This is a genomic window from Deltaproteobacteria bacterium, assembly GCA_016210045.1.
In the GTDB taxonomy this organism is placed as follows: Bacteria; UBA10199; UBA10199.
In genome coordinates this window covers 12,397-35,325 of record JACQUX010000005.1, presented here as the reverse complement: position 1 = coordinate 35,325, position 22,929 = coordinate 12,397, and the positions used below count along the sequence as shown (strand labels likewise).

Annotated in this window: 26 protein-coding genes, 1 tRNA gene and 1 other RNA gene; 11 read left to right on the top strand and 17 right to left on the bottom strand. The window is 56.7% G+C overall.

What is annotated here, in order from left to right; translation table 11 throughout:
* Entirely contained in the window at nt 1–402 is a 402-nt protein-coding gene (locus tag HY696_01060; GenBank protein ID MBI4236989.1) for a nucleotidyltransferase substrate binding protein, read from the bottom strand.
* 110 nt (nt 403–512) lie between these two features.
* Between HY696_01060 and dapB the strand changes: the two genes are divergently transcribed.
* The 4 genes from dapB to fsa are packed head-to-tail and all read left to right on the top strand — an operon-like array spanning nt 513 to nt 3,584.
* Complete coding sequence (gene dapB, locus HY696_01055) at nt 513–1,292, top strand: 4-hydroxy-tetrahydrodipicolinate reductase (GenBank protein MBI4236988.1); 780 nt, start codon at nt 513–515, stop codon at nt 1,290–1,292.
* The gene (locus tag HY696_01050; GenBank protein MBI4236987.1) at nt 1,289–2,464 is read left to right on the top strand and encodes an LL-diaminopimelate aminotransferase; all 1,176 of its coding nucleotides are present in this window, start codon (nt 1,289–1,291) and stop codon (nt 2,462–2,464) included. The genes dapB and HY696_01050 overlap by 4 nt, the downstream gene beginning before the upstream one ends.
* Entirely contained in the window at nt 2,461–2,952 is a 492-nt protein-coding gene (gene folK / locus HY696_01045) for a 2-amino-4-hydroxy-6-hydroxymethyldihydropteridine diphosphokinase (protein MBI4236986.1), read from the top strand. The genes HY696_01050 and folK overlap by 4 nt, the downstream gene beginning before the upstream one ends.
* On the top strand, nt 2,937–3,584 hold the full coding sequence (fsa, locus tag HY696_01040; protein ID MBI4236985.1) for a fructose-6-phosphate aldolase: 648 nt from the start codon (nt 2,937–2,939) through the stop codon (nt 3,582–3,584). Before folK ends, fsa begins: the two co-directional genes overlap by 16 nt.
* Here the strand turns inward: fsa and HY696_01035 are convergent.
* From HY696_01035 to ffs, 4 genes are all read right to left on the bottom strand, one after another.
* The gene (locus HY696_01035; protein MBI4236984.1) at nt 3,581–4,174 is read right to left on the bottom strand and encodes a GTPase domain-containing protein; all 594 of its coding nucleotides are present in this window, start codon (nt 4,172–4,174) and stop codon (nt 3,581–3,583) included. The two genes, fsa and HY696_01035, sit on opposite strands and share 4 nt — an antisense overlap.
* A gap of 59 nt (nt 4,175–4,233) precedes the next feature.
* Nucleotides 4,234–4,827: a recombination protein RecR gene (recR, locus tag HY696_01030; GenBank protein MBI4236983.1), complete on the bottom strand. Its 594-nt coding sequence runs from the start codon at nt 4,825–4,827 to the stop codon at nt 4,234–4,236.
* A complete protein-coding gene (dnaX, locus tag HY696_01025) occupies nt 4,827–6,497 on the bottom strand; it encodes a DNA polymerase III subunit gamma/tau (GenBank protein MBI4236982.1) in 1,671 nt (556 codons plus the stop codon). The genes recR and dnaX overlap by 1 nt, the downstream gene beginning before the upstream one ends.
* Nucleotides 6,498–6,536: 39 nt before the next feature.
* An RNA gene (gene ffs / locus HY696_01020) (signal recognition particle sRNA small type) lies at nt 6,537–6,634 on the bottom strand.
* A 225-nt stretch (nt 6,635–6,859) separates the two neighbouring features.
* Between ffs and HY696_01015 the strand changes: the two genes are divergently transcribed.
* The 3 genes from HY696_01015 to HY696_01005 are packed head-to-tail and all read left to right on the top strand — an operon-like array spanning nt 6,860 to nt 9,793.
* Nucleotides 6,860–7,384: a PTS sugar transporter subunit IIA gene (locus tag HY696_01015; GenBank protein ID MBI4236981.1), complete on the top strand. Its 525-nt coding sequence runs from the start codon at nt 6,860–6,862 to the stop codon at nt 7,382–7,384.
* Entirely contained in the window at nt 7,381–9,387 is a 2,007-nt protein-coding gene (locus HY696_01010; protein ID MBI4236980.1) for an amino acid permease, read from the top strand. Before HY696_01015 ends, HY696_01010 begins: the two co-directional genes overlap by 4 nt.
* 46 nt (nt 9,388–9,433) lie before the next feature.
* Entirely contained in the window at nt 9,434–9,793 is a 360-nt protein-coding gene (locus HY696_01005) for a sulfite exporter TauE/SafE family protein (protein ID MBI4236979.1), read from the top strand.
* A gap of 26 nt (nt 9,794–9,819) precedes the next feature.
* On the opposite strand, the gene HY696_01000 is transcribed toward HY696_01005, so the two are convergent.
* From HY696_01000 to HY696_00980, 5 genes are all read right to left on the bottom strand, one after another.
* Nucleotides 9,820–10,455, bottom strand: a complete 636-nt coding sequence (locus HY696_01000) for a class I SAM-dependent methyltransferase (GenBank protein MBI4236978.1) — start codon at nt 10,453–10,455, stop codon at nt 9,820–9,822.
* A 54-nt stretch (nt 10,456–10,509) separates the two neighbouring features.
* The gene (gene serB, locus HY696_00995; protein MBI4236977.1) at nt 10,510–11,736 is read right to left on the bottom strand and encodes a phosphoserine phosphatase SerB; all 1,227 of its coding nucleotides are present in this window, start codon (nt 11,734–11,736) and stop codon (nt 10,510–10,512) included.
* Nucleotides 11,696–12,634 carry a DMT family transporter gene (locus tag HY696_00990; GenBank protein ID MBI4236976.1) on the bottom strand — a complete coding sequence of 313 codons (939 nt, stop codon included), beginning with the start codon at nt 12,632–12,634 and terminating at the stop codon, nt 11,696–11,698. Before HY696_00990 ends, serB begins: the two co-directional genes overlap by 41 nt.
* 1 nt (nt 12,635) lies before the next feature.
* Nucleotides 12,636–13,853, bottom strand: a complete 1,218-nt coding sequence (locus tag HY696_00985) for a DEAD/DEAH box helicase (GenBank protein ID MBI4236975.1) — start codon at nt 13,851–13,853, stop codon at nt 12,636–12,638.
* A gap of 137 nt (nt 13,854–13,990) precedes the next feature.
* Nucleotides 13,991–15,187 (bottom strand): MFS transporter, encoded by a 1,197-nt coding sequence (locus HY696_00980; protein ID MBI4236974.1) that lies wholly within the window; start codon nt 15,185–15,187, stop codon nt 13,991–13,993.
* A 165-nt stretch (nt 15,188–15,352) separates the two neighbouring features.
* Between HY696_00980 and HY696_00975 the strand changes: the two genes are divergently transcribed.
* A tRNA-Asn gene (locus HY696_00975) sits at nt 15,353–15,425 on the top strand.
* Here the strand turns inward: HY696_00975 and HY696_00970 are convergent.
* Nucleotides 15,399–15,914, bottom strand: coding sequence for a hypothetical protein (locus HY696_00970; GenBank protein ID MBI4236973.1), 516 nt, complete (start codon nt 15,912–15,914; stop codon nt 15,399–15,401). The genes HY696_00975 and HY696_00970 overlap by 27 nt on opposite strands.
* A gap of 80 nt (nt 15,915–15,994) precedes the next feature.
* Nucleotides 15,995–16,879: a recombinase family protein gene (locus HY696_00965; GenBank protein MBI4236972.1), complete on the bottom strand. Its 885-nt coding sequence runs from the start codon at nt 16,877–16,879 to the stop codon at nt 15,995–15,997.
* A gap of 258 nt (nt 16,880–17,137) precedes the next feature.
* Here HY696_00965 and HY696_00960 point away from each other — a divergent pair, with 258 nt between their 5' ends.
* A complete protein-coding gene (locus tag HY696_00960; GenBank protein ID MBI4236971.1) occupies nt 17,138–17,785 on the top strand; it encodes a hypothetical protein in 648 nt (215 codons plus the stop codon).
* Here HY696_00960 and HY696_00955 read toward each other — a convergent pair.
* The 3 genes from HY696_00955 to HY696_00945 form a co-directional block, all read right to left on the bottom strand.
* Nucleotides 17,767–18,792, bottom strand: coding sequence for a site-specific DNA-methyltransferase (locus HY696_00955; protein ID MBI4236970.1), 1,026 nt, complete (start codon nt 18,790–18,792; stop codon nt 17,767–17,769). The genes HY696_00960 and HY696_00955 overlap by 19 nt on opposite strands.
* 68 nt (nt 18,793–18,860) lie before the next feature.
* Nucleotides 18,861–19,373: an ImmA/IrrE family metallo-endopeptidase gene (locus HY696_00950; protein MBI4236969.1), complete on the bottom strand. Its 513-nt coding sequence runs from the start codon at nt 19,371–19,373 to the stop codon at nt 18,861–18,863.
* A gap of 3 nt (nt 19,374–19,376) precedes the next feature.
* Complete coding sequence (locus HY696_00945; protein MBI4236968.1) at nt 19,377–19,709, bottom strand: helix-turn-helix transcriptional regulator; 333 nt, start codon at nt 19,707–19,709, stop codon at nt 19,377–19,379.
* A gap of 334 nt (nt 19,710–20,043) precedes the next feature.
* On the opposite strand from HY696_00945, the gene HY696_00940 reads away from it, so the two are divergent.
* Both HY696_00940 and HY696_00935 read left to right on the top strand, forming a co-directional pair.
* Entirely contained in the window at nt 20,044–21,027 is a 984-nt protein-coding gene (locus tag HY696_00940; protein ID MBI4236967.1) for a hypothetical protein, read from the top strand.
* Nucleotides 21,020–21,508, top strand: coding sequence for a hypothetical protein (locus HY696_00935; protein MBI4236966.1), 489 nt, complete (start codon nt 21,020–21,022; stop codon nt 21,506–21,508). Before HY696_00940 ends, HY696_00935 begins: the two co-directional genes overlap by 8 nt.
* Here HY696_00935 and HY696_00930 read toward each other — a convergent pair.
* Together HY696_00930 and HY696_00925 are read right to left on the bottom strand one after the other, a co-directional pair.
* Complete coding sequence (locus tag HY696_00930; GenBank protein MBI4236965.1) at nt 21,426–22,652, bottom strand: hypothetical protein; 1,227 nt, start codon at nt 22,650–22,652, stop codon at nt 21,426–21,428. The two genes, HY696_00935 and HY696_00930, sit on opposite strands and share 83 nt — an antisense overlap.
* Nucleotides 22,621–22,917: a septation protein SpoVG family protein gene (locus HY696_00925; GenBank protein ID MBI4236964.1), complete on the bottom strand. Its 297-nt coding sequence runs from the start codon at nt 22,915–22,917 to the stop codon at nt 22,621–22,623. The genes HY696_00930 and HY696_00925 overlap by 32 nt, the downstream gene beginning before the upstream one ends.
* Nucleotides 22,918–22,929 lie beyond the last annotated feature (12 nt).

Sequence of the window (22,929 nt, the reverse complement as noted above, 5' to 3'; positions counted from 1 at the left end):
TCACGACGCTAGCTTCCCGGCCAAAAAATCGATCGCTTCTTGCAAGGCCGCCGCATAGGGGTGGCGAATCAGCTGCAACGCAGCACTGGCCGCGCCCTCATCGTACGTGTGTGTCATCAGATTGCGTTTTTCCAACATGTCCATCCAGACGTCCCCGCTGCGCACGACACCATAATGAAACGCCTCTTTAATGACTTCCCGCGGAAATTGCGCCGCCACATTTTGACTCTCCAAGTAATCCTTCAGCGTCTTCCACGCGAGCTCGAACGTAAATTCGAAACTTTGAATGATGCCTTGTTTCTCGATGTCATTCGGCGCCGCGATGGCGAGCCCTCTGCGCAATTGGGCATGCGCCTGTTGCAGATTTTCAAACCGTTGCCGCCACCGAATCGCTTTCTTCATAGGGGCATACTAGCCACCTTTCCCCTAATCGACAAAAGAAAATTGCGGGCCTCCGCCATCCCGTTGCCCACTTGACCCTGGCCCGTTGTCCTTCTAGAAGCGGTGGCATGATCCGAATCGTCATTGTGGGGGCTGGGGGCCGGTTGGGGCGGGAGCTGGTCCGGGCCGTGGCGCGTGACGCGCGCTTTCGCCTCTGCGGGGCGACCGTGCGCGCTGATTCGCCACTACTCGGACGCGACGCCACGGAGTTGCTCGGCTTAGCGCCATGCGGCGTCGCACTGAGCGCGGATCTGCACGCATTCCGAGACGCGGCCGACGTCCTGATCGATTTCACGACTCCCGAGGCCACGTTCCAACACGCGAGTTGGGCCGCAGAGGCCGGCGTCCCACTCGTGGTCGGCACGACGGGATTGAGTGGCGACATCACGGCCCATCTGCGGACCTGCGCGGCGCGGATTGCGATTGTCTATAGTCCGAACTTCAGCGTCGGCGTCAATCTGCTGTGGCACCTCGCGAGCGCTGCGGGTGCGGCGTGGGGCGCGTCGCCGGCGATCGAAATCGAAGAGACCCATCATATCCATAAAAAGGACGCGCCGAGTGGGACCGCGAAGCGCCTCCATGAAGTCGTCAGTCTGGCTACGGGACGGCCGCGCGAGGCCATTTCGGTCGTCTCCCACCGCAACGGCGAAGTGGTCGGCGATCACTGCATCCGCTTCGACACCGCAGGCGAGACGCTCACGCTCACGCACCACGCCAAGTCGCGCGCCGTGTTTGCGGACGGGGCCGTGGGCGCAGCGGCGTGGGCGGTCGGGCGACCAGCGGGCTGGTACGGGATGGACCACGTATTGGGCCTGACATCGGTCCGACATCCGGAACGGGAGGATGCATGAAGAACAACACACCGTTTGCCACCGCCGAACGGCTGCAACAATTGCCGCCGTACCTCTTCGCCGAACTCGACGCGAAAAAATCCGCGCTCCAAGCCAAAGGCATGGATCTGATCAGTTTAAGCATCGCCGATCCGGATCAACCGACACCACCGGCCATCGTCGCGGCGATGCAGACCGCCATCCACGACGTCGCCACGCACGTCTATCCCAGTTACCAAGGCGCCCGCGCGTTCCGCGAAGCCGCGTGCGACTGGATGGCGCGCCATTACGACATTGCGTTCTCTCCGGACACCGAATGCCTCGCCCTCATCGGCAGCAAAGAAGGAATCGCCCATTTTCCATGGGCCTTCATCAATCCCGGCGACGTCGTGCTAGTCCCCGATCCTGGCTATCCGGTCTACGCCTCCAGCACCATTTTCGCCGGCGGCGTCCCGTATTTTGTGCCGCTCCTGCCGGAACGCGGCTTTCTCCCCGATTTAAACGCCATCCCCACGGATGTGTTGCGTCGCGCCCGCTTACTCTTTTTGAATTATCCGAACAATCCGACCGGCGCCTGCGCGACCCGCGCGTTCTTTGCCGAGGCCGTGGCCTTCGCCCAACGACACCGGTTGATCATCGCCCACGATGCGGCGTATCTGGAAATCTTCTTCGACGGCGTGCGGCCACCATCGATTTTTTCCGTTCCCGGCGCGCGCGACGTGGCGATCGAATTTCATAGCCTCTCGAAGACCTTCAACATGACCGGATGGCGCCTCGGTTGGGCGGTCGGCAACGCAGCGTTGGTGCAAGGTCTGGCCAAGTTGAAGACCAATCTCGATTCGGGATGCTTTACTGCGATACAGCACGCCGGCGTGACGGCCCTGACCACAGCGGCCGGATGCGTGCATGAGATTCGCGCCCAATACCAACGGCGCCGCGATCGATTAGTTGCCGGACTGCGCGGCCTCGGTTGGGCCGTGGAACCGCCGCAAGCTTCGTTCTACGTCTGGACGCGCGTCCCGACCGAGGAAGACTCAATGGCCTTCGTGACTCGCCTCATGGAAACCACCGGCGTGATCCTCACTCCTGGGATCGGTTTCGGCGTGGCTGGCGAAGGCTTCGTCCGCTTTCCGCTCACGGTTCCGGAGTCACAGCTCGACGAAGCCGTCGCGCGATTGGCGAAATTCGTGTGAGCGCGCTGGCCTTCATCGCCATCGGCTCCAACCTTGGAGATCGCCTCGCGTTTGGTACGCAGGCGATCGACGGACTGCGCGCATATCCGGCCATCGCCGTGCTCGCACAGTCGACGTGGCGAGAATACGCTGCGTTGACGCTGCCGCCGCACGATCCCCAGCCTGCGTACCTGAACGGCGTGGTACAAATACGCACCACGTTGGAGCCTGCGGAATTACTCGCCGTCTGTCACCAATTGGAACGCGACGCAGGACGACCGCGCCGTGACATCGCACTTCGTTGGGGCCCGCGCACGCTCGATCTGGACCTCTTGGCCTACAACACGCGCTGTGTGGACATCCCCGGCCTGACGCTGCCACATCCGGAGTTGCACAAACGCCGCTTTGTGCTAGAGCCGCTCTGCGACATCGACCCTAACTGGCTGCATCCGCGCCTCGGCCGGACGGCCCACCACCTCTTGGAGGCCTTAATATGCAATTCTTCCTAGACTCCGCCGACATCAACGAAATTCGCCAAGCCAACGCAATGGGCTGTCTGGATGGATTAACCACGAATCCGTCACTGGTCGCGAAGACCGGACGCGATTTTCTCAGCGTTGTAAAAGAAATTTTGACCGAAGTCCGCGGGCCGGTCAGCCTGGAAGTCATCGGCACTGAAACCGACACGATGATCCGCGAGGCGCGCACGCTGACGGAATTGGGACAAAACGTCGTCGTGAAAATCCCGCTGATTCCGGCGGGATTGGTGGCCGTCAAACGGCTCGCCAGCGAAGGCATCAAAACCAACGTCACGTTGTGCTTCTCCGCGACACAAGCCTTGCTCGCCGCAAAGGCCGGTGCGACCTACATCAGCCCGTTCATCGGCCGACTCGACGACGCCGCCACCGAAGGGATGCAACTCATCCGCGAGATCGTGACGATTTACAAAAACTACGACTTCGCCACCAAAGTGTTGGTCGCCAGCGTGCGCAATCCCGTGCATGTGCGCGACGCGGCACTGCTCGGCGCCCACGTCTGCACGATTCCGTGGTCGGTCTTGGCCCAATTGCCGAAGCACCCCCTCACCGATGCCGGCTTAGCGAAATTTCTCGAAGATTGGAAAAAAGTCCCGACGCGTTAATCGGCCCGATGCGTTTTCAAATCGTGCAATACGCGCGCGGTGATGGCCTTCAGCGCGTCCAGAATGCCTTCGTGTTTCGTGGCCACCGTTTCGAAATCCGGCACCTTCGACGGATTCAACACCTCGCGGAGTTCGGCCAACGGCGCAGCCTGCGGCAGATCGCGTTTGTTATATTGGATGATCATCGGAAATTCTTCCAGCGCGATGCCATCGACGGCGAGGATTTTTTGCAATTCATGCAGACTGGCCAAGTTCGCTTCCATTCGCTGAATCTGCGAATCCGCCACAAAGACTACGCCGTCCGTTCCTTTGGCGATCAGCTTGCGTTGGGCATCGTAGGCCGCTTGGCCGGGGATGGTGTAAAGGTGGAGACGGATCGTATAGTCTTTGATCTTGCCCAAATGAAGCGGGACGAAATCGAAGAACAGCGTGCGATCGTCGTCGTTGCCGATCGCGATCGGATCCGCGCCTTTGCCGCTGTGCACGTTGCGGTACACCGCGCGGAGGGTCGTCGTCTTGCCGCCTAATGCGGGACCGAAATAGACGACTTTGCAATTAATCTCTTTTTGCTGCTCGTTGATGAATGACATGGCGAAAGCGTAGCAGGGCGGAAATGGTTGTCAATGGTCTTGGTGCCTCGATCCGGCCATTACGCGATCGCGCGGCGGTCGTTCAGCGCGACCGCTAACGTTTGTGGATCGATATATTCGACCTCGGCGCCGAGCGGAATACCGCTGGCGATGCGGGTTAGCCGGCAATTGAACGGGCGCAGCAGCTGCGCCACATACGTGGCCGTCGCATCGCCTTCCACGGTCGGATTCATCGCCAAGATCACTTCGGCAACCGGTCCGGCCCGCAAGCGTGTCAACAATTCGCCGAGCCGCAAGTCCTCCGGCGCGATCCCATCGAGCGGCGACAAGACGCCGTGTAAGATATGATACAGTCCGCGATACGCGCCGCTCCGTTCGATCGCGCCGACATCCGCCGGCTCCTCGACAACGCAGATCCGTTCGTGATCGCGGCGCGGATCGAGGCACAGCGCGCACGGGCTTTGCGGCGACGGCGCCAAACAGATGGAGCAGAGCTGCATCGCCTCTTTGACACGCAGTAAGGCCTGCGCCAGCTCGTGCGCGTAGGCCGCTTCGCTGCGGATCACGTAGAACGCGAGCCGCAGCGCGGTCTTCTGCCCGATCCCCGGCAATTTGGCAAACGCATGGGCGAGCTGGTCGATCGGCGTGGGCATTACGACAGGACCTTCACTTCTTTCACTTCGGCACCCAGGATCCGCGCGGCCTCTTGCACTAACGGATTCTTCAACGCCGCTTCAGTCGCAGCGCGTTGATGTTGCGTACGCGCCGCGACTTGCGCTGTACGCCGCTCTTCCGACGACGGGCCCTCCGCCTGCCGCACTCGCAATTGGCACTGAGGACCGAGACGTTGCTGCAAGACGGCCGTAAATTGATCCAACCGTCGCGGTTCCTTCAACATCTCGACATACACGGAGTCCTTCGGGAACTCGATTTCCACCGCATCCGCATCGGCCCGCGTGATCGTGCCGTGTTCCAGGATCGACGCCAGCTGCGGCCGATTCGCTTGGAGCCACTCGAAACACGTGGACCAAAGGGATGTGACTGGTGGCTGGTGACTGGTGACTGGGGGCGGAGGGGTGATAGTTGGGGGCTGGCGGCTGGGGACTAGTGGCTGGGGCGCGACGGGTAGCATCGCCGATTTTGTGGGCTGCACTGGTGTACGAGCCAGCGCCTGTGGCACCGGCGATTGCAACAGTCGCTCGACCTGCTCGATCAATGCGCCGACGGCCGTTACCGGTTCCACTTGCACCAAGCGGAGCAACAACGCCTCCATCGCCAATTTCGGCCAGCGACTGCGATTGATTTCTTCGATCCCGTGATACAGTAACGTAAACCACTGTTGCCACTCTGCGACGGTAAAGCGCTTCGCCGTGGCTTCCAAAAACGCCAGATCATCCTGCGGCAGACTTTCGGGCGTCGGTGCCTTCCCGCACGAGGCGATCACCCAGAGGTGTCGGAATTGTTCCAAGAGCTCCAAGACCAACCGCCCCACATTGCCACCTGCTTGGTAGACCGCTTCCAATCGTTCCAACACCGTGGCGGCATCCCGCGCGGCAATCGCTTCGACAAAATTCCGCAACGTGGTGCGATCGGTGAAACCGAGCAACGCGCGCAGTTGATCGACCGTCACGACCGTGCCGGCGAACGCGACCGCTTGATCGAGCAGCGATTCGGCGTCGCGCAAACTTCCTTCCGACTCAATGGCGAGGAGTTGCAAGACTTCCGGCTCCACCGTGTAGCCCTCGCGCTGTGCGAGCGTGCGCAGTGTTTCGACGATCCGTTGCCCGCTCACGCGGCGGAAGTCGTAGCGCTGGCAACGCGACAAAATCGTGGCCGGGATCCTTTGTGGTTCCGTGGTCGCAAAGACAAACAGCGCATGCGGCGGCGGCTCTTCCAACGTCTTCAGCAATGCGTTGAACGCCGCAGTCGACAACATGTGGACTTCGTCGATGACGTAAATTTTATAATGATCCCCAGCCGGGAGGTATTTGAGGAATTCGCGAATCTCGCGGACGTCGTCGACGCCGGTGTTGGACGCGCCGTCGATTTCTTGCACATCCAGCGAGCGCCCGTCGGTGATATTCAGACAACTGGGACAGGTGTTGCACGGTTCCGCGCTCTCACCCCGTCCCGCGCAATTCACGGCCTTGGCCAACAAGCGTGCGACGGTGGTCTTGCCTACGCCCCGCGCCCCACAAAACAGGTACGCGTGGTGCAGTCGCCCCCCGGTCAGCGCATTTTGCAACGTGCGGGTGACATGCTCCTGCCCGACCACATCCGCAAACGTCTGCGGCCGATATTTCCGTGCGAGGGCGAGATGCATAGTTTAGATAAGTGGTTGCGGATCGCTCAGATCACAAAGGCAGTCAGGGCACCCTCACAGCACATTGCCGACGGGGACCGTTGCTCCCTTCCGGGCCTGGCGGGGTTCGGCCGCAGCGAATCGCGTAAGACCCTAACTGCCTTCGTGATCGCACGTGCTCTCCACGTGCCCGCCCCCCATAGCGCGATCCCCTACCCCGGGCAACTGGGAAACGCAGCGTCTTCTTCGGGACCGTTTGACACCCCCCCTCCCGCCATGCTACCGAGGCCCTGCTTGATAACTCTGGCCAGAGCGAGTCTCTGGCCTTTGCTTTTCGGCGCCGCGCTGGAACGGCCACCGACCGGCAAGCGAAGGGCGATCCCATGCTGCTGTGTCACTGTCTGACTCCGAACCTCATCCTGTGCCCGATGACCGGCGAGACGAAGGCCAAAGTGTTAACCACGCTCGCGGAACACCTGACCACGGCGCACGACTTGAAGTCGTCGAAGAAAGTCCTCGATGCAATTATGGCACGGGAACGCGTCGGCTCCACGTTTCTCCCGATCGGCGTCGCGGTGCCGCACGCGCGCTATGAAGGGATTGAAGACGTCAAGATGGTCCTGGGCGTCCACCCATCCGGGATCCTGGAAGAGTTCGACGGACAACCGACTCGGGTCCACGTCGTGACCCTCTTTCTCTCGCCATTGGCAGAAGCGGATTTCGGTCGCCACCTGAAACTGCTGGCCTGGATCTCGACCATTTTCCACACGCGGGACCGCGTCGCCGAAGTGGCGAGCGCTCCCAATCCGCAGTCGGTCTTCGCGCTGCTGCAACGCTACGAACGCGAGGCACACGAAGTCCAAAATTGCGCGTTGCGCGAAGATTCGCTGCATCCCCCACGCCCGTGAACGACGCCGACCCCAACCAACCGTCCCAGCTCCACCGCGCAACCACGGCCGTCGTCGTCACGACCGCAATGCTGACGTTCATCTCCCACTGGCGCGCCGCCGCGATCGTCCTCTGCGACCTCTCCTCGTCCGCGTACTACGCCTGCGGGATCGCCGAAGAGATGGTCGGCAAGGCCGCGCCGTGGTTCGTCTTAGGCATCATGCTCTGCTCCATGCCGGTCCGTTGGGTCTTCATGGAATCGTCCACCATGTTCGTACGTGGCGGCGTGTATCGCGTGGTGAAGGCCGCGATGGGCAAGACCACGGCCAAGATCGCCGTAGCCGCATTACTGTTCGACTTCGTGCTGACGGGCCCGATCAGCGCCGTCTCGGCCGGACAATATCTCGTCCACTTCCTGAACGAAACGGCCCGCCATACCGGCTACGGCTACATCCAACTTCCGGAATGGGGCGTGATGGTCGTCGGGACATTGATCATCATGTATTTCTGGCGCAAGAATGTGATCGGCGTCGAAGAGAGCAGCGGCAAGGCGTTGCGGATCGTGCAACTCACGGCCGTGATGGTCGTGCTGCTCCTGGGCTGGAGCATCGTCACGTATCTGCTGCATCCCGTACCGCTCCCGCCATTCACACCGGTGATGCACGACAAGGCCCTGGGCTGGCTGCAGGGCATTTCGTGGGTCCGCACGATCGGCGTCGTCGGTGTCGTGATCGCGCTCGGCCATTCGGTCCTCGCGATGAGCGGCGAGGAAACGCTGGCCCAAATCTATCGCGAGATCGCCGCGCCGAAAGTGGCGAATCTGCGGAAAGCGGCTTACGGCATCTTCATTTTCAGTTTTCTCCTCACCGGCGTCATTTCTCTCTTCGCTGTCATACTGATTCCGGATGAAATTCGCCCGCAATACCGGGACAACTTGCTGAGCGGCCTCGCGATGCATTTGGCCGCTCCGTCGTTCATCAAGTTAGGCATCCAGGCCTTTGTCGTGCTGGTCGGCGTGCTGCTGTTAGCCGGCGCGGTCAACACCGCATTGGTCGGCGCCAACGGGATCATGGGGCGACTCGCCGAAGACGGCATTCTGCCCGGCTGGGTCCGCGTGCTGCATCGTCGATTCGGCACCACATCGCGGATCGTCCATATTTTTGCGTTGTTGCAGATCGGCATCGTCTTCGCCTCGCGCGGCGATGTCGTCCTGATTGGCGAGGCCTACGCGTTCGGCGTGCTATGGAGCATGACCTCGATCGCGCTCGCCACGCTGGTGCTGCGCTGGCGCGATCACTCGCCGCGCGACTTTCGTGCGCCGTTCAACTTCACGTTCGGCCGCGTACATATGCCCATCGGGTTGGCACTGACCTTCCTGTACCTCTTCCTCCTCTCCGCCGCCAATCTGCTCACCAAAACCACGGCCACCAAGTTCGGCATCCTCTTCACTGGCCTCTTCTTCCTGACGTTCCAACTCACGGAACGTTACAATCGTCGCAAGACCAAACTCGCCGGCGATCACTTGGAACAAGTCAACCTGAGTTTCGAACCAACCGCGACGGCCGAGACGTGTGGACTCACGCATGAGTATCGCATCTTGGTCGGCGTCCGCGACCCGAACAACCTCACGCATTTGCGCCGCACCTTGGAACGGATCGATCCGAAACAAACAGACTTGGTCGTGATGGCGGTGCGCAAGACGCCGGCACCGGGCAAAGAAGCGGAAGCGCTTCCCACCGACGAGCAGCTGCTCATTACCAACGTCGTCGCCGCGGCGGAGAAATACGGCGTCCACGTCACACCGTTGATCGTACCCGCCAGCGATCCCGTGTACGCGATTGCCAAAGCGGCCTACGATCTCGGCGCCGCGGAAATCGTGGTCGGACGATCCGGCAAGACCCGGCCGGAGATCCAACTCGAAAAACTCGCGCTCGCGTGGGGCTACGTCTCCGCCGCGCGTCCGCGCCACCTGTTACTGCGCGTCATTTGGCCGCAACAGGAATTGCGGTTTGAATTAGGATAATGCCCCCCTCTCCCCGTTGGGGAGAGGGCAGGGTGAGGGGGAGCGCATGCACCTCATCAGTTTCATTGCGATCGGCATCATCGCCGGCATCGCCGGCGGCTTCTTCGGCATCGGCGGCGCGATCATCCTGATCCCGCTGCTGACCGGATTGTTTCACTTCTCTCAACACCTCGCCCAGGGCACCACGCTCGTCGCACTGCTATTTCCAATCGGGCTGCTCGCCGCGATGAAATATTGGCAACAAGGTCACGTCCATTGGTCGGCCGCGATCGGCATCGCAATCGGCTTCTTCTTCGGCGGCTACGGCGGCGCCACACTCGCCCACTACGTCCACGGCCCCACCCTCCGCCGCGCCTTCGGCGCCCTCTTGGTGGCGATGGGGTTGAAAATTTTATTGGGGAAATGACTGCAGTATTCTGACGCGGGCCTTTTTCAACAGCCCGCCGCTTTCTTCCCCTCGACACACATCATCTTCCACATCCCCAACACCGTAAACTGCCGATAGTCCGCTGGCGTCAGGCCGGCGTCGCGCATCAGTTGTTGCATTTCGGCCAGATGATAGACGCGATAATGTTGCGGGAAGAAGACCTTCCGCATCAGGTGATAGAGTTGCGCAAAGAGGAAGTCGCGACACCAATCGAGGACCACGACCCGCCCGCCCGGTCGCACTACACGTGCGAATTCGTTCACCACGCGCTGCGGCTCCCGCATGTAATGAAACGCGCTCAACGTGACGACAATATCGAAATGCGCATCCGGGAACGGCAAGTAGCGACTGTCCGCCCGTTCCCACTGAATATTCGGCACCTCACCCAATTTTTCCCGTGCCGCAACGAGCATCTCTTCGGTGAGATCGATTCCCCAAATCGGTTGTTGCGGATGGACTTCCAGAATGCGCCGTTCCAATTCGCCGGTACCGCACGCGACATCAAGAATGCGTTCGGTCCCGGTAAGCTGCAGCATCTCCAGCGCAGTCGAGATGGTGCGCGCGATATAGCCGCGAAAACGCCGATCATAGACCGACGCCATGCGTGCGTACGACGTGATCACTTTTTCCTGACGTTCCACGGGGCGGCGTTTAGCGAAAACGCCACATAAAAACAAGGAAGACCTGCACAAATTTCAAATTTTCAGGCCCGCGAGATCTTTATCCGAAATACCGAGCAGGTAGAGAATCGTATCGAGCCCATGCCGCGCCGAAATCCCATGCGCCGCCTGCCTCCGTACTCGCTCATGCGCATGAAACGCAATGCCGAGCCCCGCGCGCGCCAGCATCGGCAAGTCATTCGCGCCGTCGCCCAACGCCACGACCTGATCGAGCGCAATCCCCTCGCCTTGGGCGATCGTCGTGAGCAACAACGCCTTCCGCTCGCCATCGACGATTTCCCCCAACACGCGCCCAGTTAACGCCCCGTTCCGCAGTTCCAACGTATTGGCGAACGCATAATCGAAACCTAAACGATGTTGCAGTCGCTCCGTGAAATACGTGAACCCACCACTAATCAACGCGGTGCGAAACCCGAGATGTTTGAGCACGCGGATCAGTCGCTCCGCACCCGGCATCAGCCGAATGCGGCGATACACGCGATCCAGCGCCGCGACCCGCACCCCACGCAACAAGCGCACTCGTTCGGCCAGCGCTTCGCGGAACGGCACCCGCCCTTGCATCGCGCGCGTCGTGATCGCTTGCATCTTCCGCTCCACGCCCGCTTCGCGCCCTAGTTCGTCGATCACTTCCGTTTGAATGAGCGTCGAATCCATATCGAGCGCGATCAAACGCTTCGCGCGCCGCAACCAATCGGCCGGCTGCACCGCGATATCGATTTCCAGCGCCGTCGCCAATCCCAACAACTCCCGACTCAATTGCCGATGATCCAACGCGCGATCGGCGTGCACCAGCAGTTCGACACAACTCAAATTTTGCACCGTGAGTTTGCCGATCTTGTCGATGTTCACACGACGCGCCGCCAACGCCCGCGCAATGCGCGACAGCGGGACGGCCCCCACTTCAGCCCCAAGACACGTCACGGCGTATTGATAATCGACTGCCGGCTGCATCCAACGCGGATCGAAGACATCGAACGATAACTGCACGCCCAGCCCCTGCGCCGCGAACAGCAACTCCTTCAGCACGGCGCCATGTTCGACAGCCCCATCAAATCCCAGTAACAAACTGAGCAACAATTTCCGATGCACCACCGTTTGCTCGATGTCGAGCAGCCGCGCGCTCGGAAATTTCGCGATCACTTCAGTCAATGCGGCCGTAATGCCCGGACCATCCGGCCCTTGCACCGTGACCAACACGATATCAGCAGCCGCTCTTCGCACGACGCGCCGTTTCGGTTGCATAGATCCGCTCGTTTCTTCGACTTCGCAGATGCCACAGCAGCCACGCCAGCAGCGTGGCGAAAATCAGCGCCGCACCGCTGAACGTGCGCACGCTCGGCACTTCTCGTAGCACAACATACGAGACGAGTCCGCCGAAAATTGGCTGCAGGAATAACGACAACGTAATCTGATTGACCGGCATCCGCCGCAACAACACACACCAACCGGCATAGCCGAGCGCCGAACAGCCGAGCGCCAAGAAGAGCACCATCCCCCACCCGGTCGGCCCAATCGCCGCCACCTGCGCATGCGTCAACGCGTCGTGGTGCGCCAACAGATTCGCCACCGCTCCCGCCGACATCATCAGACACGAGAGTCGATACGGCGAATGTTGCTGACTCAGAAAACGGCTCGACACCGAATAAAGCGCTTCGCAACAGAGGCTGAGCAGAAAGAGCACGTTGCCATACAAGCGCAGGCCACCCGAGAGCCCGTCCGTCGTGAATGCTAAGTCCGACATCAACAACATCCCCAATGTGGCCACCGCAAACGCCACTAACGTGGGCCGCGCCAACCGTTCGCGCAGCACCATGACCGCAAGCAACGCCGTCAACATCGGTTCGAACGCCACCAGCACTGCCACATCGCTGGTGAACGTGAGCTGCACCGCGCGCAATTGCAGAAACGGCGACAGCGCGAAATCGAGCACGCCGACGAGCACGATGATAGCTGCATCGCGGATTGAAAACCGCCACCCGCCGCCGCTCCGCAGCGCCAGCGGCCACAACACCAACGCGGCCATCCCGTAACGAAAGATCAGCACCAGCCCCAACGGCATTTCGCCGAGCGCCAGTTTCATCGCCGTGTACGACGACGCCCAGAACAATTGAAAGAGGGCTAACAAAAAGAAATCGCTCATATTAGCGACGACGCATCCGCGGCCGGAGACGCGCGATCGACTTGGCCGGGGCGTCGATCCAGGCGGGAATCGTCGACAATGTACAACGCGGCAGCGGATTGCCCAACAGCCGCTCAATGTCCCCGATCTTCACTTTATCCATCCACGTGGCAATCGCCGACGCAATTCCTTTCGACGCGAAACGCGCCGTGCGACCGGCGCGGTGAATGTAATCCTCCGCTTGCTCCGGCAAGTCGTACTGCACGACATGCGCGATCTCCGGCACATCGAGCCCGCGCGCAGCCAAATCCGTGGCCACCAAGACGCGCACGTTGCCTTCGCGGAACGCGGCCAACGCCGCCTCGCGTTCGTTCTGATTCCGATCGGCGTGCATGCGCTCCGCCGTCACTCCGGCTTGCACACTGAGCGCCCGCGCCATCCAATCGACATCGTTCCGCATCCGCACAAAAACGAGCGTGCTCCCCGGCACTTCATTCAGCAGCGCGACCATGGCCTTCAACTTGTGCAGCGGATCGACCAAATAGAGCCGATGTTCAATTCCCGCCGCCGCCGTGCCGGACGGCGCGATCATGATCTTTTGCGGCTCGTGCAAATACCGATGCGCCATCCGCTCCACCGACGACGGCATCGTGGCCGAAAACATCATCGTGTGCCGCGTCTTCGGCACATGCCGCATGATCGCTTCGATTTGCGGCAGGAATCCCATGTCGAGCATCCGATCCGCTTCGTCGAACACCAACTCCGTGACGCGCTCCAACCGCACCGACTTCCGCTCCAAGTGATCAAACAAGCGGCCCGGCGTCGCGACGACAATATCGGGCCGCTGTTGCAAGGCCCGCAGCTGCGGGCCGATCTTGACGCCACCGATCAAGACCACGGACGTCAGGTGATGATTTTCCCCGAACAACTCCAAGAACGCCTGCGTCTGCATGGCCAATTCACGCGTCGGACAGAGAATTAATCCGCGCACATGATCGCCGTGGCCTAACCGCTCCGCCAGCGGAATCGCGAATGCAGCCGTTTTTCCCGTCCCCGTCTGCGCGCAACCGATCACGTCCTTTCCTTGCAACGCGGTCGGAATCACGGCCGCCTGAATCGGCGTCGGATGGACGAAATTCACATTGTCGAGACAACTCAAGATCGGCCCGGAGACCCCCAATTCCGCAAAGGTCTGCTGCGTCGTCGGAACCGCGTGCTCCGTGGGCAAGGAATGAGGCATAGTGCGGCGTCCCTAACACACACAGCGAAAAACCAAAGGAAAATCCCGAGACCCCGCCGCGCCCCCGCCACTCCAGATACCGATTGACGATGCTTACCCGGTAAGCATTGCCCTCGCCGCCATCGATCAATAAATCCTCACGCGCGCATGCGAAACCCCAGACGCCAAACACACATCAGCAGCACCACGATCCCCGCTGCCGTCAACAGCGACTGCACGGCCACTCGTTCAGCCAACACGCCCGCGAGTATCATCCCGAACAAAATGCCGCTCCGCTCCACCATATTGCAGATCGACATCGCCCATCCGCGCTGCACGTCGTCGATCTGCAATTGTATCGCCGTCCGCCCGGCCACATTCCACATGGCCTCTCCGGCCCCTTCCAACAGCAGAAACGGCAATGTCGCCCACAACACGGTCTGCAGACTGAAGCCGAGGATGCCTGCCCCAAACAACGCGATGCCCACCGAGTACCAGATCGCGGCCCGCTGCGGCGCCAGTCGCCGCAACAGCAGCGTCGTCACGACCGCGCCGCATCCGGCAACGGCCACTAAGCCACCATACGTATGCGCATCGACGTGCAGCACGCGCACACAGAAAACCAACTCCAGTGTCCCCAACGCCCCCATCGCCGCAAACGCCACGGCCGACATCACGAGGAAATCCAAGACAACTCGATTCGCGCACCACGCTCGCCACCCCGCCCCACATTTCGCCATTCCCTGCGCCGCACTTGCACCGACCGACGCGCGCCGCGACGGAAAGCGGATCAGCGCAAGCACGAGCCCGAAACATGCGAACGAAATCCCATCCAACAGAAACGTCGTCCCCACACCAAACGCCGCAATACAGAACGACGCAACTGCCGGCCCCAGCACCATCGCCGCCATCCGCCCCGCCCCCAACCACGCATTCACGCGCAGCAGCCGCTCCGGCGCCACGCAGTTCGGTACCGCCGCGTCCAGCGCCGGCCGAAAAAACACCCCGGCCGCCGCCACCACGCCAGTCACGACATACACCACCGGCATCGCTTGCGTAAAAAAGAGGACACTGATCCCAAGACTGCGCACGGCGTTGGCCACTACCATAATGCGCCGCCGACAATACCGATCCGCCGCCCGACCGGCCACGACCCCGCAGAGCAATGTCGGCAGCGAACGGACCAACAGAATCGTACTCATCCCAAACGCCGACCCCGTCCGCTCGTAACCAAGAACCATCAACGCCACGAGCGACAACCAATCCCCCAAATCCGACACCCCACTACTCACCAACAGCCACGCCAACTGCCCCCGGGCCATTTCGCGAGCCGGATCGATGCGACAATTCATCATCCATGGCTTAACCCTCAACGACCTCAACCCGCAACCCCAACGCCCCACTCCCCCACTCGACGCCGAATCACACACTACGGCTTCGAAATTGACACCGGCCGCGAAATTCACTACCAGGACCCCTCGCACCGGGGGGAACAACGCCAGACACCCGCCGGTCGAAATTCCGCGGTAGCTCAGTTGGTAGAGCAGGTGACTGTTAATCACCGGGTCACAGGTTCGAGTCCTGTCCGCGGAGCATTTCAGAACAAGAAGCCGTTTTTCCGAACAGGGAGAGCGGCTTCTTCTTTTCATATTCAAGGGTTGCGCCGTTTAAGCGCAGGTTCGAAAGTGTGAAGTTGATGAGAGCCCGCTTTTGGGCGACTTTCGAACTCTCGAATAAATCGTAGGCTCGCGAGGCCAAGTCTAGCAAGGTGGAGACGGTGATATTAAAGCTTTCGTCGGCCTTGGTATGGGCTGATAATTCCGCGTTCAACGCGTACTGCCGCTCCTTCAACTGCGTGCACTTTTTGTCGTATTCATCCCGTGTAATACTCCCTTCGAGGCGCATATCGAGCAGGGCATCGAGTTTCTTCTGGATCAGGTCGTAATCCCGACGGATCCGGGCAATGGCCTCTTCGTGATAAACTTTTTTGGAGTTGGCTGAGGCGCTGAGATGATTTTTGATTGCATCGAGGACATTTTCAGGAAGTTGGAAACTTTTGAAGATGTCTCGAACTTGCTCCACGACGACTTCTTCCCGAATACGATGGTTGGCACAGGAGCCTCTGTATTTGGTGCAGAAAAGATAAACGTATTTCCCCTTCTTCAAATCGCTGGTGATGGTGCAACCACAGTGGGCGCATTTGATGAGGCCCCGAAGGGCTTGTCGGAATATTTGAACGGTTTTTTCTTCCAGCCAAGCCGAATCTCCTGACAGCGGTCGAAAAGCTCCTGAGAAATAAGCGGCTCGTGGATGGCGGGGAATACTTCCCCCTTTACCCGCATGGCACCGTAGTAAAAGGGGTTCTGAATGAGCGCGTGAACAAGGCTTGTCGTGAGTGGCCGTCCCTTGTAACCAGTGAGCCCCCATTTTTTGGCAAGGGCCGCCACCTCGCGGATTGATTTGCCACCGGTGCCGTATTCTTCGAACACTCGCCGAACCTGGAAGGATTTTTCCGGTTCCAGAACAATTTTTCTTTTACCGGTAACGGGATCGGGTTCATTCATGTAACCCAGTGGCGCCTTACCGATCCATTCGCCGTTTTTGACTTTGTGATTGAGGCTGCGCTTCACGTTATCACTCAGATTCAGAATGTAGGAATTGGACATGAGCACCGACATGTTCCACATGAGATGCTGTGTGCCCGTGGAGTTGCGGTTGATGATGAGATTCTCGCGGTTGAAGTGGAGCTCGATTTTACCGGAGCGAAGCTGGCCATCGAGATCCACTGTTTCCTTGAATCGTCGCTGAAAGCGGTCCACCGCATCAATGACAATCGCGACCGTTTCCTTTTGTGCATTGGCAAAGTTGATGACTTTCTGGAATTCCTTGCGCTCTCCCTGAGTGGAGGATTCGATCACGCGACAGACCTTGAGTACCTTGTGTTGTTTTCGCTGGCAATATTCATGCAATCGCGCAACCTGGGCATCGATGCTGTGGCCTTCTTCTTGTTCTTTTGTGGATACGCGGGCGAGAATGATGGCGTTCATGGGGCTCCTTTCATTACGTCGTTCTGTTGCCTATGTTGGGCTCCTGTGCCCACCATAGCAAGTTCTCAGATCCATTGAGATGTCGGGCCGTTAGGGCGGCATTACCTCTTCTTTTACGCTCTTAAGGATGTAATACGCTTTTGGGTGAAACTGGGTGGATGGACTTCGCCGGATCCAGAAAGAAATGAGGTAATGGGGATGAATGATTAGAATTCTTTACCTTTTTTCAAAGGAGAAGTATGTAACTCCCTTCAAATTATGACCAATGATCTTTCAAAACTCGAGGAGCAAGCGTGTAATCCTTTGCTTGTTGATGCAGCTTGCCTGAACAAGGATGCTGTCATTCCGTATGGCTGTACCGTTTCACATATTTGCGCTGCCATGAATGATTTTATTGATTTCCTCGGCTTTATAAATAAGCAACTGCACTCACGTTCAATGCCACGACTTGAATCATTTTTGATGCCGGCTAATTTTAGCAGTCTAGTAGGCGAATTCATGGCGATGACAATTCCTAAATACAGTCCTGGTTTGATAAAGAACAAATACCACAATGGGCACCCAGATCTTATTCCTCTCGGCGTCTTTGCCGATGATGCAGTTTTACATGCAAAAGATGGAATTGAAGTAAAAGCCTCTCGGCACTTGAGTGGTTGGCAAGGGCATAATCCAGAAGAAGTATGGCTTTTGGTTTTTGCCTTTGATGCCAACAGTTCTCGGGATGAGTTACAGGGTGGCTTGCCAAAACCCTTTCGGTTTTCTCAAGTCTTAGGAGCACAATTAACGAAAGATGACTGGAAATTCTCAGGTAGATCGGAAACAAGTCGGCGCACAATTACTGCCAGCGTGACTCGCAGCGGTTATGAAAAAATGAAAGCGAATTGGATTTATCGTGCTCCCGCGTAATTAAATATATGCTTATTGGTAGAGTTGTTTTCAATTAAGTTGGTCTCATTGAGAAATAAACTTTGTTGACCTGTACCAATTCTGTCCTCTATTTCTTCAACGGCAACACTGGCTAGTTTTGGAATTGCCCTACATGCTAGTTGGAAATAATCAAGATGCCGTTCGATTCCAATGGATTCAAGTTCTAGTGCATTGGCAGCAGCAATCGTGGACCCTGATCCCATAAACGGATCTAGTATTTTCCCTTTTCCAAGAGGCAGAGCAGTATAAACAATTTGCCTTAGGAAAGATTGAGGTTTTAGGCTCGGGTGTTCTGCTATTTCTCTTTCAGCACGGGGAGTGCGTTCACTAAAGATTAAATCTTCAAAGGGTTTTTCATTAGCATATCTTCGTATTCCCCCAGTTTCAAATTCTCTCAGACAATCGCTCACAGTCATACCTGCCAATAATGGCTTTCTAAACAACCCCCACGGTTCATAACAACCACGTGGCATTGAAGAAACACCAGGAAATTCCTCCTCGGCATTTTTAGGCCGATCTCCACCTCGTAATGTTCTCACAATGCGTATCACCTGTCCCCTGAATTCAAGTTCCCCCTTCGATAAGGACTGATAGAGCATTGGAGCAATAAAGGAGTTTGTTGCAATAAAAATATGGCCGCCTGGTCTTAACACTCGCGAAATGGCTTTCGCCCATTCAGAAAAAAAAGTGACCAACTTGTTTTTTTCTCTGTCATTAAGTGCAGTAAATCTAGGGAGCGGCGATCTTATATGCCCATCAAAAGAAGGTGGTATGCGCCATACACCACCTCTGCCACTTGACAACTTTTGAAGCTCAGATTCTTCGTATTCTTTTATTCCATATGGAGGGTCTGTAACAATCGCATGAATAGAATTTTCATCAAACTGTGCCAGTACATTAAGACAATCATCTTGAATAATCGTTCCCTTTCCGATTGAAAGGATCTGAGCTTTAGATGTTTTAAGCGTTTGACTCTTTAATTTCATAACATTTTCCATAGCATCCGCCTTTTTGGAAGTACTCTACTATTCGATGCTTTGCTTCATAGGCACGTTCAAATTAACCCAATAGCTGATAGTCTGATTGTCATCGCTTGAAGACTGACACCAAAAAAATCGGCCATATTTGCAATTGTTGTTTCGGTAATCACCCTGACCTTGTTGTCAACGATGTATTGACCAACGCATTTTTCGGGCATCAAAAGTTCTGCCGCAAACTGGTTGGCCTCGATTTCATGAAGGTCTTCGCCGGTTGACGACTTGGTGTTCCTGTAAACCACCGTAAAATCATTATCCACGTGAACCTGTTCCTGCTTGTGAAGGAGGTAATGCCCCAACTCGTGGGAAATCGTGAACCTCTGCCTGTTTGAATGCTGTTCGGCATTCACGAAAATCACGGGCCTTGATTCCTGCAGGACAAGAACACCTGAAACCTCATCATCCAGTTTTTCATACACGACTTTCAGACCGAGTTTTTTTGCCAGGCTTTCCGGATCGGTCTTGCCGTATTCACCGATGTGGGTTTCCCAGATTTTTTTGGCCTCATTTTTTGCCTGAATTACACTCATGGTTTATGTCCTGTTAAGGCGGTTCAGTATCTTGGAGGCTGAATGCGCCGGAAGTTTTTTGTTTAATTCCTTTTTCAGGGCATCGCCATTTCGGTCCGCCTTCTGGGTCGCCGCAATCTTTGGCAGCAGTTTAAGGGGATCCGTGTGACAAGCATCTGCTATGTTGTACAGGGTATGCAAAAGGATCTGCTGTCGACCACTTTCGATGTTGGCCACGGCCGCCCTTGTAAGACCGATGGTACCCGCCAGCATTTTCTGGGTGAGATTTGCGGATTTTCTGGCTTCCCTGATTTTATCGGCAACAGGCTTGTAAAAATGATTGTCTACGGTACCCATGATGTTTCTCTTGTAAACCAGCCCTCCACAGGTGTCAATATAAAACACACTTCTGGAATGTGTTCTTGACAATCGATGTGTTTTTCATTATCTACTTTGAAGTGTCACTAATAATATCCTAAAGGAGGACATGTGCCAAAGTACACGAGAAACACGGGAAAATCATGGAGGTCATCGGAAGTCTCGCAACTGCGAACCCTCGCCGGACAAAACACGCCAACGCGTGTAATCGGGCTCAAGCTGGGCAGAACGGCAGCCGCCGTCCAGCAGAAAGCAAGTCAGGAAGGGGTTTCCCTGAAGCCGACAAACCAAAGACCCTACGGGAGAAAATGAAATGTTCCTCAATCCTGCCATTCCAAAGATGTTTACGCCAACCAAAAAACCGCTTGAAGAAGCCTTCTCAACCCTTCTTTCTCGGCTCGAATTGAATCCGACCAGGGTTCGTCTGGCCAGCGAACGGTATGACGCCATCAAAACTCACTTGGAGTCCCGTTTACAGAATGTGGAAGTAAAGCAGGTCGGCTCTTTCAGGAAGAAAACCAAGATTCGACCGGGTGATGGGAGTGATCGAATTGATCTGGACGTGATTGTCTGCCTCGGAAATTTTACTGGATATTCTGATTTTCCTGGAGTGGGAGTGACGCCGAACGATGCGTTAAGAGCGGTTCAGGATGCCCTGAAAGATAATGCGGTTTACCGAATGATGAGGCCCCGTATTGATGCCCCAACCATTGCTCTCGACTACAATGATGATTTCTCGGTGGAACTCATCCCCTGTTATCGTGACCTGTCCGGCCGATATCCGCGTCTTTTGGGGCCTGCCTGTTATGTCGTGGGGGCAACCGGAAATTGGGAACCGGCCGATTACGATTATGATGCTGAATACCTGACCCAGCTGAATCAATCCTCAGATGTGGATGGTCGGCTCATCCCTGCCATAAAAATCACAAAGGCCTTTTTGCGGAACCACGGAATTTCGATAAAATCCTTTTTCATAGAGATTGTCTGCGCCCAGCATCTTCCGAATGTCCTACGCTTCGCCAAATTGTTCAATACAGACTTGGGTTATGCCCGTCATCTCTATATTGTTCTGGATAAACTTGCCGACAATTTGGGAAAGCAACTGTCATTTCTAGAAAGCCACACACCGCCTGTGGAGTCAGGCCTGAACCCCTTGGAGGAGTTGTTCACCAAAGGCCGGTTAAAGAAACTGGCACAAGATGCCCGCGCGCTTTGTAACACGTTTTATTCTACGGCTCTTATGGAGCGATGGAGTGATTTTTTTGGCTCTCCTTTTCCGAGGGGGAAACATGATTGATGATTTGAGCAAGGCTTGCAGCAAAGTCTCCGAAGACTCCCTTTACACAGCACAGGCCCATTTTTTCTGTGCGAAAAAGTGGCACACCAAGTCGCTCTGGCTTGTCGTCGTACCTTCATTCATGGCGGGCTTGGCTGGTTTTATAGTGGCAATGGGTGGGCCTTCATGGATAGCGGCTATTTCTGCCATTGGTGGTCTGATTCCGGCTGTCGCATCGTGGGTGGGTGTGGAACGCGACAGTATTCGTCACGAGTATGCCGGTAAAATGTTTACCTCACTTCGTCACGAAGCCGATGTCCTGAATGAAACCTTGAAGAATACAATGCCACCAGAAGAGTTTAAAAACAACTTTCTGCAACTGCATAAAAAATATCTGCTTCTGTCCGAGACGCTGGAGATCACCGAAGATGATTGCCTTCAGAAAGCCAGAGAAAACGTGCAGAAGGGCATCTTTCTGTATGATTTTGAGCAAAAGAAATAGCTCCACCAGCATTGCAAGGTTTGATTGGCAAAAATTCAATCAATGATTCCCGGATTTGGCGCATCACTTGGGCCTTTGGACTGTCCGAAATCGGGTAGTTTTCGAGTGCCTTTTTGAGCCGTTGCCATGTCCGATTTGATGTCTTCCCCAAAAGGGACCGAAGGCCACGAATTCCGACCGACTGAATCAGGGACAGCCCGCCCAAAACCTGAAGCGTCTTTGCCGACTTCATCCCACCGCTGGTCATGACCTGAAATAGATCCTCCGGTTTATGTTGAGACAGCGATACGACGTTCAATTCCCGTTCGATCAAGCCCCAAAAGTGAAGAAGGATTGTTTGGGCGATATCCGGCCGCAAGGCATCGCGTAGTGTTTGTGGTGGCGGCAACCCAAGTTTCTCGCACAGGCTTTTGATCTTCCGTCGGGTGTTGAGGCGCACCTCCATGCGCAGGACCTCCAACCCTTTCGGCAAACCACTATCCTTGAGCATTCCCGACTGGATCCAGCTGTCATTTTCGACGGCGCGTCTCTCGCTGATGTGGGCTTGCTCCAAATCCTTGATCTTGTCGTAGAATACTATTTCGTAGCTATTGGCATGGAATCGAACGGCGTGGCCTTCGTTACGGTAGTCGGTCTTGTTGAGGTCCAACCGCTTGGTCAGGTTCAACTTGCCCAGCTCCGAAATGACCATCGAGGCGGTGATGTGTTTGGGCAAGATGATGTTCTTGGAATAGTGCACGGCTGACAAAACCGAATTTTCCGGAGAATGGGCAAAAAACAGACCCATAGTTTCAGCTAACCCATTGTCGAACAAGGAGCTGTCGCTGGTCCTGATTTGCAACTGGTCCTTATGGGCAATTTCGGTGAAATTATTTCCATACAGGAGCTTGGGAATCGAGCATTCAATCCGTAGGGAGACCGATAGCCGCCCATTCATCACGCGCTTGGTCAACGTGAGCCTTGGACGATAACGGCCACGAAGCCGGTCTTCCTTCGTGGAGTTTTGAATGCAACGGATGACACCGCCCTTTCCGAGTTTGTAAAACGGCGGTTCAAAGAGACCGCGAGCGGAGGGGGTGAACTTGTCGTAGTCCAGAATCCTGAAGTGGCCTTCAGGCAATGTCAGCACAATCGTGTCGATCATAGGCTTTGCTCATTACGTTCTTCAGTTTCATGAAAATGGCCTGCTCGATGGCCTGACTGATTTCGCGATTGATCGGATGGAAGATAGGGCGATTATTCAGCGGGCTTTTCTTGGTTGGGTAGGTCAGGCGGTAACCGGTGCCATTAAACTTTTGGTGAATCCCGATGGATCCCAAATAAAATGCGTCATCAATGACGAGACTGGCAAAGCCGAGCATTCCATCAACGGGTTTGATGAATTGAATGTTCACTTCGGAGATTTTCATCACGTTTTTCCT

Coding starts and splice junctions, on each gene's coding strand:
- HY696_01060 (MBI4236989.1), bottom strand. CDS start 402: ATGAAGAAAGCGATTCGGTGGCGGCAACGGTTTGAAAATCTGCAACAG.
- HY696_01050 (MBI4236987.1), top strand. CDS start 1,289: ATGAAGAACAACACACCGTTTGCCACCGCCGAACGGCTGCAACAATTG.
- fsa (MBI4236985.1), top strand. CDS start 2,937: ATGCAATTCTTCCTAGACTCCGCCGACATCAACGAAATTCGCCAAGCC.
- HY696_01035 (MBI4236984.1), bottom strand. CDS start 4,174: ATGTCATTCATCAACGAGCAGCAAAAAGAGATTAATTGCAAAGTCGTC.
- recR (MBI4236983.1), bottom strand. CDS start 4,827: ATGCCCACGCCGATCGACCAGCTCGCCCATGCGTTTGCCAAATTGCCG.
- dnaX (MBI4236982.1), bottom strand. CDS start 6,497: ATGCATCTCGCCCTCGCACGGAAATATCGGCCGCAGACGTTTGCGGAT.
- HY696_01015 (MBI4236981.1), top strand. CDS start 6,860: ATGCTGCTGTGTCACTGTCTGACTCCGAACCTCATCCTGTGCCCGATG.
- HY696_01005 (MBI4236979.1), top strand. CDS start 9,434: ATGCACCTCATCAGTTTCATTGCGATCGGCATCATCGCCGGCATCGCC.
- serB (MBI4236977.1), bottom strand. CDS start 11,736: ATGCAACCGAAACGGCGCGTCGTGCGAAGAGCGGCTGCTGATATCGTG.
- HY696_00990 (MBI4236976.1), bottom strand. CDS start 12,634: ATGAGCGATTTCTTTTTGTTAGCCCTCTTTCAATTGTTCTGGGCGTCG.
- HY696_00985 (MBI4236975.1), bottom strand. CDS start 13,853: ATGCCTCATTCCTTGCCCACGGAGCACGCGGTTCCGACGACGCAGCAG.
- HY696_00980 (MBI4236974.1), bottom strand. CDS start 15,187: ATGATGAATTGTCGCATCGATCCGGCTCGCGAAATGGCCCGGGGGCAG.
- HY696_00965 (MBI4236972.1), bottom strand. CDS start 16,879: ATGAACGCCATCATTCTCGCCCGCGTATCCACAAAAGAACAAGAAGAA.
- HY696_00960 (MBI4236971.1), top strand. CDS start 17,138: ATGACCAATGATCTTTCAAAACTCGAGGAGCAAGCGTGTAATCCTTTG.
- HY696_00955 (MBI4236970.1), bottom strand. CDS start 18,792: ATGAAATTAAAGAGTCAAACGCTTAAAACATCTAAAGCTCAGATCCTT.
- HY696_00950 (MBI4236969.1), bottom strand. CDS start 19,373: ATGAGTGTAATTCAGGCAAAAAATGAGGCCAAAAAAATCTGGGAAACC.
- HY696_00945 (MBI4236968.1), bottom strand. CDS start 19,709: ATGGGTACCGTAGACAATCATTTTTACAAGCCTGTTGCCGATAAAATC.
- HY696_00940 (MBI4236967.1), top strand. CDS start 20,044: ATGTTCCTCAATCCTGCCATTCCAAAGATGTTTACGCCAACCAAAAAA.
- HY696_00935 (MBI4236966.1), top strand. CDS start 21,020: ATGATTGATGATTTGAGCAAGGCTTGCAGCAAAGTCTCCGAAGACTCC.
- HY696_00930 (MBI4236965.1), bottom strand. CDS start 22,652: ATGATCGACACGATTGTGCTGACATTGCCTGAAGGCCACTTCAGGATT.
- HY696_00925 (MBI4236964.1), bottom strand. CDS start 22,917: ATGAAAATCTCCGAAGTGAACATTCAATTCATCAAACCCGTTGATGGA.